Source organism: Streptomyces sp. NPDC048361, from assembly GCF_040651795.1.
Lineage (GTDB): Bacteria > Actinomycetota > Actinomycetes > Streptomycetales > Streptomycetaceae > Streptomyces.
On the sequence record NZ_JBEZKW010000035.1, the window covers coordinates 34,422 to 50,905 of the forward strand.

Genomic DNA, 16,484 nt, shown 5'->3' on the forward strand with positions numbered 1-16,484 from the left:
CCGGACACCCCCCGATGGCGTCCGGCCCGCACGGCGGGACGCGCGCTCAGGCGGCGCGGCGCATCTGCGGCAGCACCCGCACCGGACGCGAGCCCGGGCCGCCGACGTGCGAGAAGGGCTGAGTGCGCCAGTCGAGCTCCCGCGGGAGCGTCAGCAGCAGCGCAGTGTCCTGCTCCTGCACGTCGAGTGTCTCGTCCGCCGCCTTCGCCTCCCCGGCGAAGCGCCCGGTCCCGGCGCACACCGTCAGCACGAAGGGGTTCCACGGGCTCGGGCACAGCGCGTGCTCCGGCAGGACGTCCTCGTCGGCGAGGAGCGCGATGGGCTGCGCGCAGTCCGGGCAGATCACCCGGTACATCTCGAAGGTGTCGTACGCGTCGAGCGAGTCGTCCTCGTCGACGAGGTCGGCGATATCGACAGGCTCCAATTCGCCACGTTCGCGTTCCGTACGTCCGGTTCGCTTGGGATTCTGCATTGGGACACTCCCCCTCGGGTGGGCCGGCATTGCGCCGCGGCCGCGACCAAAACACACACTTCCCGCCAGCTCGTGGCGATAACCGTGAGACCCCTGCCGAGCCGTCCGCAAACCTGTGGCGTTCGTCACATGCCCCCCGCAGATGCGCCTCCGTGCGCCGTCCGACTGTGCCGGAGGCGCCCCGGGGCCATAGGTTGAGCGCCATGGAGGAGCTGGACCGTCAGATCGTGGAGCTGCTCGTCAAGGACGGGCGGATGAGCTACACCGACCTGGGCAAGGCCACGGGCCTGTCCACATCGGCGGTGCACCAGAGGGTACGCCGCCTCGAACAACGCGGGGTCATCCGCGGGTATGCGGCCGTCGTGGACCCCGAGGCGGTGGGCCTGCCGCTGACCGCGTTCATCTCGGTCAAGCCGTTCGACCCCAGCGCCCCGGACGACATCGCGGAGCGGCTGGCCGGTGTGGCGGAGCTGGAGGCGTGCCACAGCGTGGCCGGGGACGAGAACTACATCCTCAAGGTCCGAGTGGCGAGCCCCCTGGCCCTCGAACACCTGCTGACCCGCATCCGCACCCTGGCCGGCGTCTCGACGCGTACGACCGTGGTCATGTCCACCCCGTACGAGGCACGGCCGCCGCATATCTAGGCTGTCTCCATGAGTTCCGCCCCCATGAGTTCCGCGGCTTCCGCACCCGGTGAAGCCGCCCATCGCACCGTCCTGCTGCGCGGCGGCGACGTGCACAGCCCCGCCGACCCCTTCGCCACCGCGATGGTCGTCGAACGCGGACACGTCGCCTGGGTCGGCTCGGAAGGCGCCGCGGACGCCTTCGCGAGCGGCGTCGACGAGATCGTCGACCTGGAGGGCGCGCTCGTCACCCCGGCGTTCACCGACGCACATGTGCACACCACCGCCACCGGCCTCGCCCTGACCGGCCTCGACCTCTCCACGGCCCGCACGCTCACCGAGGCCCTCGACGCCGTGCGCGCCCATGCCGCCGCCCGCCCCGACGACCGGGTGCTGCTCGGCGGTGGCTGGGACGCGGCGCGCTGGCCCGAGCGGCGCCACCCCGCACGCGCGGAGCTCGACGCGGCCACCGGCGGCCGTCCGCTCTATCTGCCGCGCGTCGACGTCCACTCGGCCGTCGTCACCACCGCCCTGCTCGACCTCGTCCCCGGCGTACGCGACCTGGCCGGATACCGGGAAGGCGAGCCGCTCGACGGCGCCGCCCACCACGCGGTGCGGGCCGCGGCGCACGGCGCGATCACCCCCCGCCAGCGCGCCGAGGCCCAGCGCGCGGCGCTGCGGCACGCGGCCTCGCTCGGCATCGGCGCCGTCCACGAGTGCGGCGGACCCGAGATCTCCGACGAGGACGACTTCACCTCGCTGCTCGCGCTGGCCCGCGACGAGGCCGGACCACGGGTCTTCGGATACTGGGCCGAGCGCGTCGAAGGCGCCAAGGACGCCGATCGCATCCGCGAACTCGGCGCGGTCGGCGCGGCCGGTGACCTCTTCGTGGACGGCTCGCTCGGCTCGCACACCGCCTGCCTGCACGCCCCCTACGCGGACGCACCGGGCACCGGCACCGGCCACCTCGACGCCGCCGACGTCGCCGCCCATGTGGCCGCGTGCACCGAGGCCGGGCTCCAGGCGGGCTTCCACGCCATCGGCGACGCCGCGCTCACCGCCGTCGTCGAGGGCGTACGCGCCGCCGCCGAGCGGGTCGGCCTCGCCCGCGTCCGCGCCGCCCGCCACCGCGTCGAGCACGCCGAGATGCTCACCCCCGCCACCGTCGCCGCCTTCGCCGAGTTCGGCCTCACCGCCTCCGTGCAGCCCGCCTTCGACGCGCTGTGGGGCGGCGATGAGGGCATGTACGCGGACCGGCTCGGCGTCGAGCGGGCCCGCACCCTCAACCCGTACGCGGCCCTGCTGCGGGCCGGAGTGCCGCTCGCGTTCGGCTCCGACGCCCCGGTCACCCCGCTCGACCCGTGGGGGACCGTCCGCGCGGCCGCCTTCCACCGCACCCTCGACCACCGGATCTCGGCCCGCGCCGCCTTCACCGCCCACACCCGGGGCGGCTGGCGCGCGCTCGGCCGGGACGACGCGGGGATCCTGGTGCCGGGAGCCCCGGCCGACTATGCCGTCTGGCGCGCCCAGGAGCTCGTGGTGCAGGCCCCCGACGACCGGGTGGCGCGCTGGTCCACCGACCCGCGCTCGGGCACCCCGGGGCTGCCCGACCTCACCCCGGGCGCCGCACTTCCGGTCTGTCTGCGCACGGTGGTGTTCGGACAAACGGTATTCGCGCGTCCGAACGAGTGACATAGGGACATTTCGTACCGTCGGCGGACGGCCGTCACGGCATCGCCACGACCTGCGGATCTTCGGCACTGACCTGGCGATTTGAAAAAACGTCGCAGCTCAATCGGCTGTTGACAGAAAGCGCCCAGGGGCCGGTAGGTTCGGCCGAGTCCACCACAGGACGTCCGACCGGTTAAACCTCCACGCAGTCGTCGAACGCCGCTGGGTCATGGGGTGGTGTGCCGCACCGGCACACCACCACTGGCAGCCAGGTTCAGCGCCCGCGCCTCGGGGGCGAGGGAAGGTTTCAGCCGGGAGTACGTCCCCGCTGCCCGTGCGGGCGCGCGGGACGGTGCGACCCGGGTGGGGCCCGGACGCTCAGTAGACAACGGCTCTCGGTCGACCCGCAGCCAGCGGGCCCCAGGTCGGCCCGAAGGGCGCCGGGCCCCGGTACCGATCCACGCCCCCGCCTCCGTGAGCCTCCGGTGCCGGGCGGATCCCCACCGCCATCCGGGCGCGTCCCGCACCGGCGGATCCCCACCGCCACCCGGGCGCATCCGGCACCGGCGGATCCCCACCGCCATCCGGGCGCATCCGGCACCACACACCCACTCGGTGCGGCCCGATCGCGACCGCTCGCTATGGTGGACCCCTGCGTACGGACAATAAGGGGCAGCAGTGAACGACGGCGGTCAGAGGCGGTACGGCCCGCTGGGCAGAGCCTTGGTGATCATCCCGACCTACAACGAGGCGGAGAACATCAAGCCGATCGTCGCCCGCGTCAGAGCGGCGGTCCCCGAGGCCCACATTCTGGTCGCCGACGACAACAGCCCCGACGGCACGGGCAAGTTCGCGGACGAGCTCGCCGCCGAGGACGACCAGGTGCACGTGCTGCACCGCAAGGGCAAAGAAGGTCTGGGCGCCGCCTATCTGGCCGGATTCCGCTGGGGCATCGAGCACGACTACGGCGTCCTGGTCGAAATGGACGCCGACGGCTCCCACCAGCCCGAGGAGCTGCCCCGGCTGCTCACCGCCCTCAAGGGCGCCGACCTGGTGCTCGGCTCCCGCTGGGTGCCGGGCGGCCGGATCGTGAACTGGCCCAAGTACCGCGAGTACATCTCCCGCGGCGGCTCCACCTACTCCCGGCTGCTGCTCGGCGTCCCGATCCGCGATGTCACGGGCGGCTTCCGCGCCTTCCGCCGCGAGGCCCTCGAAGGCCTCGGCCTCGACGAGGTCGCCTCCGCCGGCTACTGCTTCCAGGTGGACCTGGCCCGCCGCGCGGTCGCCGCGGGCTTCCACGTGGTGGAGGTCCCCATCACGTTCGTCGAGCGCGAACGCGGCGACTCCAAGATGAGCAACGACATCCTGGTCGAGGCGCTCTGGCGGGTCACCGCCTGGGGCGTCGGCTCCCGCGCCAACAAGCTCCTCGGCCGCAAGACTCCCTGACCCCGGGCCATCCCGGGCTCTGACGAGCTCAGGCCGCCCGGCTACGGGATACACCTGCGCGGACGGCCCGGGCGCGGTGATCTCCTCCGTCACAGTCGTATGCAGTCGTACGCAGCCATGTGCCTTCGTACGCCGCCTTACGCCGTCCGGATCGACGGCCAGGCACACTGGGAGCATGACGACCGGCACTCCGCCTCCGACAGTTCCCAAGCGCTCGCGCGCACGCACCCTCGTTCCGCTGGGGATCGCCGCCTGGCTGATCCTGGAGATCTGGCTGCTCACCGTGGTTGCCGGGGCCTCCAGCGGCCTCCTGGTCCTGCTGCTGCTCATCGGCGGCCTCCTGCTCGGGGGTTACGTCATCAAGCGGGCCGGGCGCCGCGCGTTCCGCAACCTCACCGAGACGGTCAGGCAGCAGCAGTCGGGGGAGACCGACCCCGCCGCGGGGAGCGGCGGCGGCGAGGGCAATGCCCTGATCATGCTGGCCGGGCTGCTGCTGATCATCCCCGGCTTCCTCTCGGACGCGGCGGGGCTGCTCCTGCTGCTCCCGCCGGTACGCACATCCGCGGCGCGCCTCTTCGAGCGCTCGATCGACAAGCGGATCCGCGCCGCCGTACCCGGCGGCTTCGGGGAAGGCTTCCAGCAGGCCCGCATCCGCTACCCGGACGGAAAGGTCGTCCAGGGCGAGGTCGTCCGCGACGACGGCTCCGGCTCCCACGCGCGGCCCGACGACCTCGGTCCGCGCCCGCCGCTGACGCGGTGATCCCGCCGTCCTTCGGAGATGTTCGCCCCCGAAGGACGCGGCGAGCGCAGGCGGCCGGTGGGCGCAGGCGGGCCGGTGGGCGCAGGCGCGCCGGTGAGCGCACCCGACCTGGTGGGCCGCGTATCGAAGCCGCTGGGAACAGAAAAGCTGAGGGCCGGTCGCACCAGGTGGTGTGACCGGCCCTCAGCTTTGACTGCTTTTACTGCCAGCACTTACTGCGCTGTATCGCCGAACTGCGCGATCAGGCGGACTTGCGGCTGTCGCGCGGATGCACGGCAATGTTCATGGTGCCGGAACGAAGGACCTCCAGCCTCTCGGCCAGAACCTCCTCCAGCTCCTCGCGGGTGCGCCGCTCCATGAGCATGTCCCAGTGCGTTCGCGCAGGCTTGCCCTTCTTCTCTTCAGGGCCGTCGCCGTCCACCAGGAGTGCGGGGGCCCCGCAGACCTTGCACTCCCACTCCGGCGGAATCTCCGCCTCCACCGAGAAGGGCATCTCAAAGCGATGTCCCTTCTCGCATGCGTACTCCACGGCCTGGCGCGGGGCCAGATCGATGCCGCGGTCGGTCTCGTAGCTGGTCACCACGAGGCGCGTGCCGCGAAGAGCTCGCTCACTCATGAATCGTGCCTCCCGGGCTTGTCGCCCACAGGACAGGTGTCACTGTCGTCGTCATCCGGTCAACGTCCGGTCGGCGGTAAAGATTCCCGTTCTGGGTCATGCGTCGCCGTCGTGCCGCCCCTTGTTGTACCCACCAGTGACCGGTTTGTCACATCTGACAGCAGATGTCACCCGGCGTCTTCTCTACTCGAACACGCAGTAACGGTCCGCCTGGCAGGCCAAAGGCGTACACTACCGGCCTTTGACTTCAACGTCTAAATCCGCGCCGGAACAGGGTTTCCCGCGGCGGCCACGGCGGCCCGCACCGGCACCCGGGCGAGCAGCACGAATCCGACCACGAAGAACACCACCAGCGAGATGATGGCATCCCGGTAGCTCCCGGTCAGCTGGTACGCGAGACCGAACACCAATGGCCCCAGCCAGCTCAGCCCGCGGTCGCTCATCTCGTAGGCCGAGAAGTACTCGGCCTCCTTGCCGCGCGGCACCAGATGGGAGAAGAGCGACCTGGAGAGCGCCTGGCTGCCGCCGAGCACCGTTCCGATGGCCGCCGCCAGGATGAAGAAGAGCACGGGCTGACGGGCCGGCAGGAAGAAACCGACGCCCAGGATCACCGCCCAGACCGCGAGCGAACCCAGAATGGTCCGCTTCGCGCCGTGGGTCCGTGCCAGACGGCCCATGCCGAGCGCGCCCGCCACCGCAAGGAGCTGCACGAGGAGCACCGCCACGATGAGCGTGTTCTGATCGAGGCCCAGCTCCTCGGACCCGTAGATCGACGCCTGTGAAATCACCGTCTGCACACCGTCGTTGTAGATGAGGTACGCGAGGAGGAAGGCGAGCGTCAGGGGCCTGGCCCGCATGTCGCGCAGGGTCGAGACCAGCTGCCGCCAGCCCGCCCCGACCCTGCCCTCGCTCACCGACGCCGCGCCCTCGCTCGCCGGGACCGCCACCTTGCGATCGCGCAGGCGTCGCAGCGGCACCAGCGTGAACGCGCCCCACCAGACACCCGCCGACGCCAGACAGATACGCACCGCCGTCGACTCCGATACCCCGAAGCCGTCGTGCCCCGAGTAGAGGATCAGGTTGAGCACGAGGACGCCGGCGCCCGAGGTGTAGCCGAAGGCCCAGCCGCGGGAGGAGACGTGATCGCGCTCCTCGGGTCCTGCGATCTGGGGCAGATAGGCGTTGTAGAGGACCATCGAGACCGACAGGGCCGCGTTGGCGACGATCAGCAGCACCGCGCCGAGCAGATAGCGCTGCCCGTCGAGGAAGAACATCCCGGCCGTGGCCGCGGCGCCGGTGTAGGCGGCGGCCGCCAGGAGCGGCTTCTTGCGCCCGCTCCGGTCGGCCGCGGCGCCCACGATCGGCATCAGGACAACCGCGACGATGACCGAGGCGGACACGGCGTACGCGAAGAGCGAGCCCGCCCGCACCGGAACGCCCAGCGGATGGACGAACCCTTCGGCATCAGCCGCCGACTTGGCGATCGACGTCAGATAGGGACCGAGGAACACCGTGAGCACGCTCGTCGAATACACCGAGCACGCGAAGTCGTAGAAGTACCAGCCGCGTTGTTCCCGCTTGCGCTCGACGGTGCTCACCGGTCGGTCGTCCGCCCGGTCGGCATCGTCCATGATCTCAGCGCTCAACCCGCGCCCCCTCGCTCGTGCCCGTACGCGAGCGGTGGCTGCCGGGGGCCGGTCAGTGCCAGGCTCCCCGGTCGGTCAGTACCGTGCGCAGTGTCTCCAGATGATCGGTCATGATGCCATCCACGCCAAGGTCGAGCAGCGCCCTCATCCGAGCGGGATCGTTGATCGTCCACACATGGACCTGCAGGCCCAGCGCGTGCGCGGTCCGCACGAAACGGCGGTCCACGACGGGTACGCCGTTCTGGCTCACCGGGACCTGCGCGCTCACCGCGCCCGGCCGCAGCGGCACCGGGATCCCGTACGAGCGAAGGCGCAGCGCGGCCACGCCCCGTACGCCGTACGACGTGGCCAGGCGCGGCCCCGCGAGCCGGTGTGCCCGGGCGACGCGGGCCTCCGAGAAGGAGCCGACACAGACCCGGTCCCACGCGCCGGTGCGGCGGATCAGGTCGATCAACGGGACGAGCGCCGACTCCGCCTTGAGATCGACGTTCCAGCGCACCTCGGGAAACGCTTCGAGGAGTTCCTCGAAGAGCGGCAGCGGCTCGCGCCCCGCCACCCGGGCCCGTGCGACCTCGTTCCAGGGCAGCTCGGCGATGCGGCCGCGAGCGTCGGTGACGCGGTCGAGTGTCGCGTCATGGAAGGCGACGAGACGGCCGTCCGCGGTGGTGTGCACATCGGTCTCGAAGTAGCGGTAACCGGCCTCGGCGGCGCGCGCGAAGGCGGCCGCCGTGTTCTCGATGCCGTCCGCCGCGCCGCCGCGGTGGGCGAAGGGGATCGGGGCGGGGTGGTCCAGATAGGGGTGGCGTACGCGAGTCACCGGGGAAGTATCGCGTGCGCCGGAGAGGCCCCCGGTGTGGAGGCGCCGTTCGCGGGCGAGTGCGGTTCGGGCTGCTTGGGCTGCTTGGGCTGCATGGGCTGCATGGGCGGCTCGGGGGGCGCGGACGGTTCGAGGATCGCGGCCGGCGCGAGGGGCACGGCAGCCTCCGCGACCGCTGCCGGCTCCGGGATCGCGAAGACGCGCAGGAAGAACTGGGCCAGCGGGCCGATCGCCAGCGCGTACAGGACCGTGCCGGCGCCGAGCGAGCCGCCGAGCAGGAAACCGGTCGCCACCACGACCACCTCCAGCGAAGTGCGCACGAGCCGGATGGAGCGGCCCGTGACGCGGTGCAGACCGGTCATCAGGCCGTCGCGTGGACCCGGGCCGAAGCGGGCCGTGATGTAGAGACCGGTCGCCACCCCGTTCAGGACGATCGCGACGACGGTGAGGGGCACCTGGGCGAGGAGACCGTGGGCGTCCGGGACCATGGCGATGGTGGCGTCCATGCAGATGCCGATCGCGAAGACGTTGGAGACGGTGCCGAGGCCCGGCCGCTGGCGCAGGGGGATCCACAGGAGCAGCACCGCGGCACCCACGACGATCGACACCGTGCCGATGGAGAGGCCGGTGTGCCGGGCGAGGCCCTGGTTCAGCACACCCCACGGTTCGAGGCCGAGTCCGGCGCGCACCAGCAGGCCGGCGCTGATCCCGTACAGCGCGAGACCGACGTACAGCTGCGACAGTCGTCGTATGAGGTGTCCGGACAAGAGGGTGCCCCCTGAGTGGTGGTAGTGGACTGGCTCATGCCACTCTGTGGCGGGGAAATGGACTCCAACCATGGCCAATTCGGGGAAGGTGGACTGACTTCATGGCGCAGTGGACCTCGGCGATCGGGCCCGCCCAGCTCGCCCGTCAGCTCAAGGCACAGCAGCCCCGCCCGGTCGGCGCTGGGCTGCGCAAGCCGCCGGCCTACCGGGCGCTGGCCGACGGAATCCGGCTGCTCGTGCTCGAAGGCCGCGTTCCGGCGGCCGCCCGGCTGCCCGCCGAGCGCGAACTCGCCCTCGCCCTGTCGGTGAGCCGCACCACGGTCGCCGCCGCCTACGAGGCGCTGCGCGGCGAGGGCTTCCTCGAATCGCGGCGCGGCGCGGGCAGCTGGACCGCCGTGCCCGCCGGGCACCCGCTGCCCGGCCGCGGGCTCGAACCGCTGCCGCCCGAGTCGCTCGGCTCCATGATCGACCTGGGGTGCGCGGCACTGCCCGCCCCCGAGCCGTGGCTGACCCGGGGCGTCCAGGGCGCCCTGGAGGAGCTGCCGCCGTACGCCCACACTCACGGCGACTATCCGGCGGGGCTCCCGGCGCTGCGGCAGATGCTCGCCGAGCGCTACACCGCGCGCGGCATCCCGACGATGCCCGAGCAGATCATGGTGACGACGGGTGCGATGGGTGCCATCGACGCGATCTGTCATCTGTTCGCCGGCCGGGGCGAACGCATCGCCGTGGAATCACCGTCGTACGCCAACATCCTCCAGCTCATGCGCGAGGCGGGCGCGCGGCTCGTGCCGATCGCCATGGCCGAGGGGCTTTCCGGCTGGGACCTGCCGCGCTGGCGCCAGGTGCTGCGGGACGCGGCGCCCCGGCTCGCCTATGTCGTCGCCGACTTCCACAACCCGACGGGCGCGCTCGCAGGCGAGGACCAGCGCCGTGAGCTCGTCGACGCGGCGCGCTCGGCCGGCACGGTGCTCGTGGTCGACGAGACGATGAGCGAGCTGTGGCTCGACGAGGACCTCGCCATGCCGCGCCCGGTCTGTGCCTTCGACCCGGCCGGCGCCACGGTGCTCACGGTCGGTTCGGCGAGCAAGGCGTTCTGGGCGGGGATGCGCATCGGCTGGGTGCGGGCCGCCCCCGACATCATCCGCTCGCTCGTCGCCGCCCGCGCCTACGCCGACCTCGGCACCCCCGTCCTCGAACAGCTCGCGGTCAACTGGCTGATGGCGTCGGGCGGTTGGGAGAAGGCGGTGGAGCTGCGGCGCGTTCAGGCGCGGGAGAACCGTGACGCGCTGGTGACGGCGGTCCGCCGCGAGCTGCCGGACTGGGAGTTCGACGTGCCACGCGGCGGACTCACGCTGTGGGTGCGCACCGGCGGCCTGTCGGGGTCCCGGCTCGCGGAGGTGGGTGAACGCGTCGGAGTGCGGGTGCCGTCGGGCCCGCGCTTCGGCGTGGACGGTGCCTTCGAAGGGTATGTCCGGCTGCCGTTCACGGTGGGCGGCCCGCTCGCCGACGAGGCGGCCGCGCGGCTCGCCGCCGCGGCCCGGCTGGTGGAGACGGGCGGCGGCTCGGGCGGCGCGGAGCCTCCGCGCACCTTCGTCGCCTGACCGGCTGCGTCTCGCCTGACCCCGGCGGCCCCGGGCCCCGTCCACCGCGCCGGGGCGTCTTCGTGCGCCGAGCCAAGCCCGTGGCGCCGTCTCACCCCTCGGCCGGGACGGCCTCCACGGGTGTCGCGTCCGCAGGGGCCGCGTCCGGCGGCGGTACGTCCGCCGGGGCGGTCACCATCGGGCCCGGCTCGGCGGGCCGGGGCGCCACCGGTACGTCACGGGGCGGCAGCAGGTCGAGCACCGCCCGGCGGTGGGCCTCCGTCGTCGCGTCGTCGTACGGGTCCGGAGTCGCGGGGACCTGAAGGCGCAGCACCGGCCCCGTGCCCAGGCGGGCGTACCCGCGGCCCGGCGGGACGTCCGGGGTGGGGGTGGTGTGCGGCGGGACGCCGAGCACCGACTCGGCCTCGCCCTTGGAGGCGGCACCCAGCACCACCCGGGCCCGGGTGTGGGAGCGTACGGCCTCCGACAGGTCGTGCAGGGTGTCGAACTGTTCGGCCACCACCACCGTCACCCCCGCGGCCCGCCCGTGTCGCAGCGGGACCTGGAGCAGGTGCTGCGGGTCGGTGCGGCCGTCGGCCGCGGCCAGGTCGGCGAGGACGCTGGGGCGGTCCAGCAGGATCCACAGCGGCCGCTTGGTGTCCTCGGGTGCCGGGCGGCCCGCCTGCCGGGCCCGGTTCGCCGAGATCAGGCGGCGCTCGGTCTCGTGCGAGGCCCACTCCAGGGTGGCGAGCGCCCCGGCGAGGCCGCATTCGACGGCGAGGACGCCCGAGCGGCCTGTCAGACAGGCGTACTCGCCCGTCCCGCTGCCCTCCACGATCAGCAGGTCGCCGTCCTTGAGGGCCTGGAGCGCGATGGAGCGCAGCAGCGTCGTGGTGCCCGAGCCGGGCCGGCCGGCCACCAGGAGGTGGGGCTCGGTGGAGCGGGGCCCGGTCCGCCAGATCACCGCTGGGGCGTCCTGGCTCTCCTCGTCCGCGGTCACCGGGACGGTCCGCTGCACGGAGTCGGGGTCGGTGAAGCCGAGCACGGTCTCGCCGGGGGAGGTCACGAAGGGCTGGGCGGCGATCGAGGTGGGCAGCGCGCCCAGGACGCTCAGCTCCAGCTCGTTGCCCTCCTCGTCCCAGACGAAGTGGTACTCGCGGCCGCGCCCCGACTTGGCGTGCAGCAGCTGTTCGATGCGGGCGCGCGGCTCGGCCTCGCCGTCCGTGAAGTACGCCGGGTAGCGCACCCGGAGCCGGGTGAGGCGGCCGGCGTCGTCGAACTCGTACGCACTGAAGGCCTTGTCCCACGCGCCGCCGTGCGAGAAGAGGGGGGCGGGGTCCTCGGGTACGGAGAAGTAGGGGACCAGCGCCTCGTACAGGGCCTGGAGGCGGGCCAGTTCCGTGTCGTCGGGGCCGGTCTTGACGACCGGCTTCTCGCGGCCCTTCCAGGCGGCCGCGCCCATCACTGTGATCAGGGCCAGGAGCGGCCCGTACGGGATGAGCGCGACCACCAGGACCACGGCCGCCGTCAGGAACAGCGCGGGACTACGCCGTTCCTTGGGGGTGGCGGCCCATCTGCCGCGCAGGGCGGCGGTGATCAGCCGCAGGCCGCGGCTGATCGTGATGAGCGGATGGAGAACGTCGGTGGCACTGTCGGCGGCCGTGCGCGCGATCTCGCGGCTGCGAACGATGGATGCGCTGCTGCTGCTCAGAATGCGGGGGAGCGGTCGCCGGGCCACGTCGTTCTCCTGGAGTTGTGTCCGCAGTGGTTTCTGCCGGGATGGCTGCCGAGATCTCTGCCGTGGAACGGAGGACGGCGGGAGGTCAGAACTTGATCCCGCCCAGCAGGCTGGCGAGGCTCGCGCCTCCGGCGGTGATGCTCGGGGCGATGGCGGTGCCCGCGAGATAGAAGCCGAAGAGGGAGCACACGAGCGCGTGCGACGCCTTGAGCCCGTCCTTCTTGAAGAAGAGGAAGCAGATGATTCCGAGCAGCACCACGCCTGACATGGACAGGATCATGTGAGTTCTCCTGGTTGATGGGGACGGTCACCATGAGTTCTTCCAGGCTCACAGGAAGTATCTATGCGATAAAAGGTGCAAATGGGTGAAACGTGGCTAATTTCACTGGAGTGGCGGATATGGAAAGCCGTCCGGAGCGGGACACTGTGCGGCCTTCGGGCGCGCGGCGGTCACTTGCGGTGATCTTTGCCTCGGACAGCCCCCGTCATGTCGCCCGCCGGGCAGTACCCTGTCGATTCACTCGTACGGCTCTGTCGCCGTGCGGGTCTGTTCCGTTGCCCCTAAGGAGTTTTTCCGATGAGCGAGGATCTCGATCCCGAGGTGGTCGAACTGGCGGCCAAGGTCTTCGAGCTGGCCCGTCAGGGCGACGCCGAGACGCTCGCCGCGTACATCGACGCCGGGGTTCCCGCGAACCTCACCAACGACCGCGGCGACTGTCTCGTCATGCTGGCCGCCTACCACGGTCACGCCGACGCGGTCTCCGTGCTGCTGGCCCGCGGCGCCGAGGCCGACCGCGCCAACGACCGGGGCCAGACCCCGCTCGCCGGCGCCGTCTTCAAGGGCGAGGACGCCGTGATCAAGGCGCTGCTCGCCGGCGGAGCCGATCCTTCCGCCGGAACGCCGTCCGCGGTCGACACCGCCCGGATGTTCGGCAAGACGGAACTGCTCGCCCTGTTCGGGGCCAACTGAGCGTCCACCGGCCGTTTACGGGGGATCCACCCCGGCGCCCGTGGAGAGGGACGCCGTAAATGTGGTCGCGATGGCGAAATGGCTGGGTCATCATGACGTCGAACCCCTACATCGGGGGCAGGGTCCCTACATCGGGGATCGCGACGAGAGGCGGGAACATGGTCTACACCAAGCAGAAGACGGCGGGCGACCCCTCATGTTGCTGCGCGGCCTAGGGCAAGGCACGAATCCCCGGTTGCGTCGACAGCTTGATGTGAGGCTATTCCCATGTTCGATCCAGTCATAGCGCCGAGCGGCACGTTGCTCGGCCTGCTGCAGCGGGGCCGCGGCGACGGCACCCTGCACGCGCTGGCCGCCCCGCGCGACGAGGCCTTGGCGGCCCTCAACCACTGTGTACTGAGCGACCCCCGCCAGGACTGGCAGGTCGAGAACCGCTCGCTGTACTACGCGCGCCTCTTCCTGGATCTCGACGGCGGGCTCGGCCAGATCGAGCGCCACCTCTTCGACGCCGAGGACGTCCTGGACACCGAGGACTCCCGCACCGGGCTCGCCCTCGCCGTCCTGGGCCACCTCGCCTCGTACGGCAGGAACGACGCGCTCGCGCTGCTGCGCCGCTACGCCGCGGCCGGGTCCAACTGGGCCTGGGCCCTGGACGAGCTGGCGCTGCGCGACACCGACGCGGGCCTGCGCGCCCTCGCCGGCTCCGTGCTCGCCCGCTTCCCGGCCACCGCCGAGGGTGACGCCGACCTCGCCGCCACGGTGCGGGACGCCTACGAACCACGGCCCTGGCGGCTGTGGGCCGACGATCCGCGCGACAGCGTGGGCGCCCGTGTGCGCGCCGCCCGGGAAACCGGCTCCTTCGACCGCTGGCAGCGCCAGATGCGGCCGTCCGGGCCCCGGCCCGGTTGGAGCGTCCGGGCGGTCTTCGACTGGGCCGACGAAGGTCTGGAGCGCGGCGCGGTCCTGCACCTGCCGGCCGCCAGGTGCCTCGGCGCCGTGGCCGGGCCCGAGGACAGGGACGCGATCATCGAGGCGGCCCGTTCCGGCACCGACGGTGCGCGCGGCGCGGCACTGCACTATCTCGCCGAGTCGCGCGACGCCCGCGTGCTCGACCTGATCGAGGCGGCCGTTTCGGACGGACCGGCCGGCTCACGCGCCGCCGCCGAGGCCGCCGTCCAGGCGTTCGAACGCATGTGCGGCCCGGAGGCCGTCGAGCGGGCCCGCGGCTGGGTGGCCCGCCCCGACGAACTCGGCGCGTCCGCCGCCAGCGTGCTCGCGTCACGGGGCGTGGCCGGCGACAAGGAACTCGTGCTCGGCGCACTCCGCGAGACCGTACGCGCCGAGGGCCCCGACGCCCCGTTGCTGCGGGCCCTCGTCGACGGGGCGGCCCGGCTCGGTATCTGCTGCGCCGCCCCCGTCCTGCGCCACGTCTACCGCGAGACCTCCTCCTCCGAACTGCGCGGCCGCACCGCCCGCGCGCTCGCCGCCACCGACCCCTCCTTCGCCACCGGCTTCGCCGTCGAATGCCTGTGGGACTGCGAGGAGACCACTCGCGAAGTGGCCGCACAGTACGCCGAGTTGGTGGACGCCCGGGTGGCCGAGCGACTGCGCAGGCTCGCCGCCGACCCGGCCGAGGAGGCCGAGGTGCAGAGCGCCATCCACGACCGGCTCGGCCCGGACGCCACGGCCGTGTGACCCGCGGCTGCCGGGAACGGGCGGCCGCCGCCCGCCTGAACATCCCCGCCGTCGCCGTCTACCAGACCGACCCCGGCTGCGGCCGGCGGGCGACGAGCCCGCGGTACGCGGAGCGCGGCACCGCGGTCCGGCTCGACCCGCACGCCGCCGACGCGCTCGCGTCCGCCCTGGCGGCCGTCGCCCCGGCCGGGGATCAGCGCCGGCGCGCCAGGACGAACCTCAGCGGCGTCCCCGGCGTTGCCTGCGCCGCCGCCGCGAGGTCCGGTTCGGGCACCACGCCGATCACCGGGTAGCCGCCGGTCGTCGGATGGTCGGCGAGGAACACCACGGGACGTCCGTCCGGCGGCACCTGGACCGCACCCAACACCATTCCCTCACTGGGGAGTTCGCCATCGATCACCCGCTGCAGCGCGGGACCCTCGGTGCGCAGCCCGATCCGGTTGCTGGCCGACGACACCCGGTAGCGGCCGGCCGAGAGTACGGCGGGCGCGTCCGGCGCGAACCAGGCCGCGCGCGGCCCCGGGCCCACCCGCAGCACCAGCTCGCGGGGCACCCCGGGCGCGGGCGCCTCGTCCACGTGCGGGGATGTGCCGTACGGGTGTCCCAGCGGCAGCACCGCGCCGTCCCTGAGCGGTGGCGGGCCGAGGCCCGAGAGGAGGTCGGTGGAGCGGCTGCCGAGCACCGGCTCGACGGCGACCCCGCCCGCGAACGCCACGTAGGAGCGCGCCCCGCGCGTCGCGGCGCCCACCTCGACCACCGCCCCCGAAGGCACCCGCACCGGGGCGCCCCACGCCACCGGCCGGCCGTCCAGGGTGACTGCGCAGGGCGCCCCGGTCACCGCCACGACAACCGCGCAACGGGCGCGTACCGCACACCCGTTGAGGGTGGTCTCCAGAACGGCGGCCCCCTCGGCGTTGCCCACCAGGCGGTTGGCGAGCCGGCTCGCGGGCAGATCGAGGGCGCCCGAGCGCGGCACCCCGAGGTGCGCCTGCCCATGACGGCCCTCGTCCTGTACGGAGGTGAGCGCCCCCGCCCGCACCACGGACAGCCCCCGGTCGGTCATCGGGGCCCCCTCGGCACGAAGCGGACCCGCGTGCCCGGGGTGAGCAGGGCGGCGGGCTCGCGGTGCGGGTCCCACAGGGGCGCGTCCGTCGTGCCGATCAACTGCCAGCCGCCGGGGGACGAGCGCGGATAGACACCGGTGTACGGGCCGGCGAGGGCCACCGAACCCGCCGGTACCGCGGTGCGCGGGGTGTCCCGGCGCGGCACGGCGTACCGCTCGGCGAGGCCCGTCAGGTAGGCGAAACCGGGGGCGAACCCGCAGAAGGCGACCCGGAACGCGGCCGAGCAGTGGATTTCCGCCACCTCGGCCCGGGAGACCCCCCACAGGTCGGCCACGTCCGCGAGGTCGGGCCCGTCGTACCGTACGGGGATCTCGACCGTGTCCTGCGCCTGTGTCTCCAGGGGAGGGATGTCCCAGGTGGCCAACTGGGCCGCGAGGGAAGGGGGATCGGCCACACCGTCGAGGAGCACGGTGCGGGCCGCGGGCACGATCTCGCGGACCGCGGGCAGGGTGCCGGCGGCGCGGCGGCGCAGCAGTTCGGCGTGGAGGGCGCCGGCCGCCGCACCGCTGTCGACCTCAACGAGCAGGGCGTGTTCCCCCACCGGCAGGATGCGCAC

The 16,484-nt window shown here is 72.8% G+C and carries 16 protein-coding genes; 7 read left to right on the forward strand and 9 right to left on the reverse strand.

The features are described from left to right. Window positions 1–46 precede the first annotated feature (46 nt). The gene (locus AB0D31_RS20835; protein ID WP_362725051.1) at window positions 47–472 is read right to left on the reverse strand and encodes a hypothetical protein; all 426 of its coding nucleotides are present in this window, start codon (window positions 470–472) and stop codon (window positions 47–49) included. A 203-nt stretch (window positions 473–675) separates the two neighbouring features. On the opposite strand from AB0D31_RS20835, the gene AB0D31_RS20840 reads away from it, so the two are divergent. From AB0D31_RS20840 to fxsA, 4 genes are all read left to right on the forward strand, one after another. Further along, window positions 676–1,116 (forward strand): Lrp/AsnC family transcriptional regulator, encoded by a 441-nt coding sequence (locus AB0D31_RS20840; RefSeq protein WP_267054292.1) that lies wholly within the window; start codon window positions 676–678, stop codon window positions 1,114–1,116. A gap of 9 nt (window positions 1,117–1,125) precedes the next feature. Beyond that, the gene (locus AB0D31_RS20845) at window positions 1,126–2,787 is read left to right on the forward strand and encodes an amidohydrolase (protein ID WP_362725054.1); all 1,662 of its coding nucleotides are present in this window, start codon (window positions 1,126–1,128) and stop codon (window positions 2,785–2,787) included. Window positions 2,788–3,444: 657 nt separating this feature from the next. After that, entirely contained in the window at window positions 3,445–4,212 is a 768-nt protein-coding gene (locus AB0D31_RS20850; protein WP_362725057.1) for a polyprenol monophosphomannose synthase, read from the forward strand. 175 nt (window positions 4,213–4,387) lie between these two features. Next, complete coding sequence (gene fxsA / locus AB0D31_RS20855) at window positions 4,388–4,972, forward strand: FxsA family membrane protein (protein ID WP_362725060.1); 585 nt, start codon at window positions 4,388–4,390, stop codon at window positions 4,970–4,972. Window positions 4,973–5,213: 241 nt separating this feature from the next. On the opposite strand, the gene AB0D31_RS20860 is transcribed toward fxsA, so the two are convergent. The 4 genes from AB0D31_RS20860 to AB0D31_RS20875 all read right to left on the reverse strand — a co-directional run bounded on the left by AB0D31_RS20860 (window position 5,214) and on the right by AB0D31_RS20875 (window position 8,890). Then, complete coding sequence (locus tag AB0D31_RS20860) at window positions 5,214–5,588, reverse strand: RNA polymerase-binding protein RbpA (protein ID WP_053724453.1); 375 nt, start codon at window positions 5,586–5,588, stop codon at window positions 5,214–5,216. A 254-nt stretch (window positions 5,589–5,842) separates the two neighbouring features. Further along, on the reverse strand, window positions 5,843–7,219 hold the full coding sequence (locus AB0D31_RS20865) for an MFS transporter (protein ID WP_362725145.1): 1,377 nt from the start codon (window positions 7,217–7,219) through the stop codon (window positions 5,843–5,845). A 67-nt stretch (window positions 7,220–7,286) separates the two neighbouring features. Beyond that, complete coding sequence (locus AB0D31_RS20870; protein WP_362725063.1) at window positions 7,287–8,051, reverse strand: glycerophosphodiester phosphodiesterase; 765 nt, start codon at window positions 8,049–8,051, stop codon at window positions 7,287–7,289. Further along, window positions 8,048–8,890, reverse strand: coding sequence for a hypothetical protein (locus AB0D31_RS20875; protein WP_362725066.1), 843 nt, complete (start codon window positions 8,888–8,890; stop codon window positions 8,048–8,050). Before AB0D31_RS20875 ends, AB0D31_RS20870 begins: the two co-directional genes overlap by 4 nt. A 29-nt stretch (window positions 8,891–8,919) precedes the next feature. On the opposite strand from AB0D31_RS20875, the gene AB0D31_RS20880 reads away from it, so the two are divergent. Next, the gene (locus AB0D31_RS20880; protein WP_362725069.1) at window positions 8,920–10,422 is read left to right on the forward strand and encodes a PLP-dependent aminotransferase family protein; all 1,503 of its coding nucleotides are present in this window, start codon (window positions 8,920–8,922) and stop codon (window positions 10,420–10,422) included. 91 nt (window positions 10,423–10,513) lie between these two features. On the opposite strand, the gene AB0D31_RS20885 is transcribed toward AB0D31_RS20880, so the two are convergent. Both AB0D31_RS20885 and AB0D31_RS20890 read right to left on the reverse strand, forming a co-directional pair. Continuing rightward, window positions 10,514–12,139 carry a hypothetical protein gene (locus AB0D31_RS20885; protein WP_362725072.1) on the reverse strand — a complete coding sequence of 542 codons (1,626 nt, stop codon included), beginning with the start codon at window positions 12,137–12,139 and terminating at the stop codon, window positions 10,514–10,516. An 85-nt stretch (window positions 12,140–12,224) separates the two neighbouring features. After that, entirely contained in the window at window positions 12,225–12,419 is a 195-nt protein-coding gene (locus tag AB0D31_RS20890; RefSeq protein WP_328314020.1) for a hypothetical protein, read from the reverse strand. Between the two features lie 297 nt (window positions 12,420–12,716). Here AB0D31_RS20890 and AB0D31_RS20895 point away from each other — a divergent pair, with 297 nt between their 5' ends. Continuing rightward, on the forward strand, window positions 12,717–13,109 hold the full coding sequence (locus tag AB0D31_RS20895) for an ankyrin repeat domain-containing protein (RefSeq protein WP_362725075.1): 393 nt from the start codon (window positions 12,717–12,719) through the stop codon (window positions 13,107–13,109). A gap of 267 nt (window positions 13,110–13,376) precedes the next feature. Beyond that, window positions 13,377–14,804, forward strand: coding sequence for a HEAT repeat domain-containing protein (locus AB0D31_RS20900; protein ID WP_362725077.1), 1,428 nt, complete (start codon window positions 13,377–13,379; stop codon window positions 14,802–14,804). Between the two features lie 193 nt (window positions 14,805–14,997). On the opposite strand, the gene AB0D31_RS20905 is transcribed toward AB0D31_RS20900, so the two are convergent. Both AB0D31_RS20905 and pxpB read right to left on the reverse strand, forming a co-directional pair. Next, a complete protein-coding gene (locus AB0D31_RS20905; RefSeq protein ID WP_362725079.1) occupies window positions 14,998–15,867 on the reverse strand; it encodes a biotin-dependent carboxyltransferase family protein in 870 nt (289 codons plus the stop codon). Continuing rightward, window positions 15,864–16,484, reverse strand: coding sequence for a 5-oxoprolinase subunit PxpB (gene pxpB, locus AB0D31_RS20910; RefSeq protein WP_362725148.1), 621 nt, complete (start codon window positions 16,482–16,484; stop codon window positions 15,864–15,866). Before pxpB ends, AB0D31_RS20905 begins: the two co-directional genes overlap by 4 nt.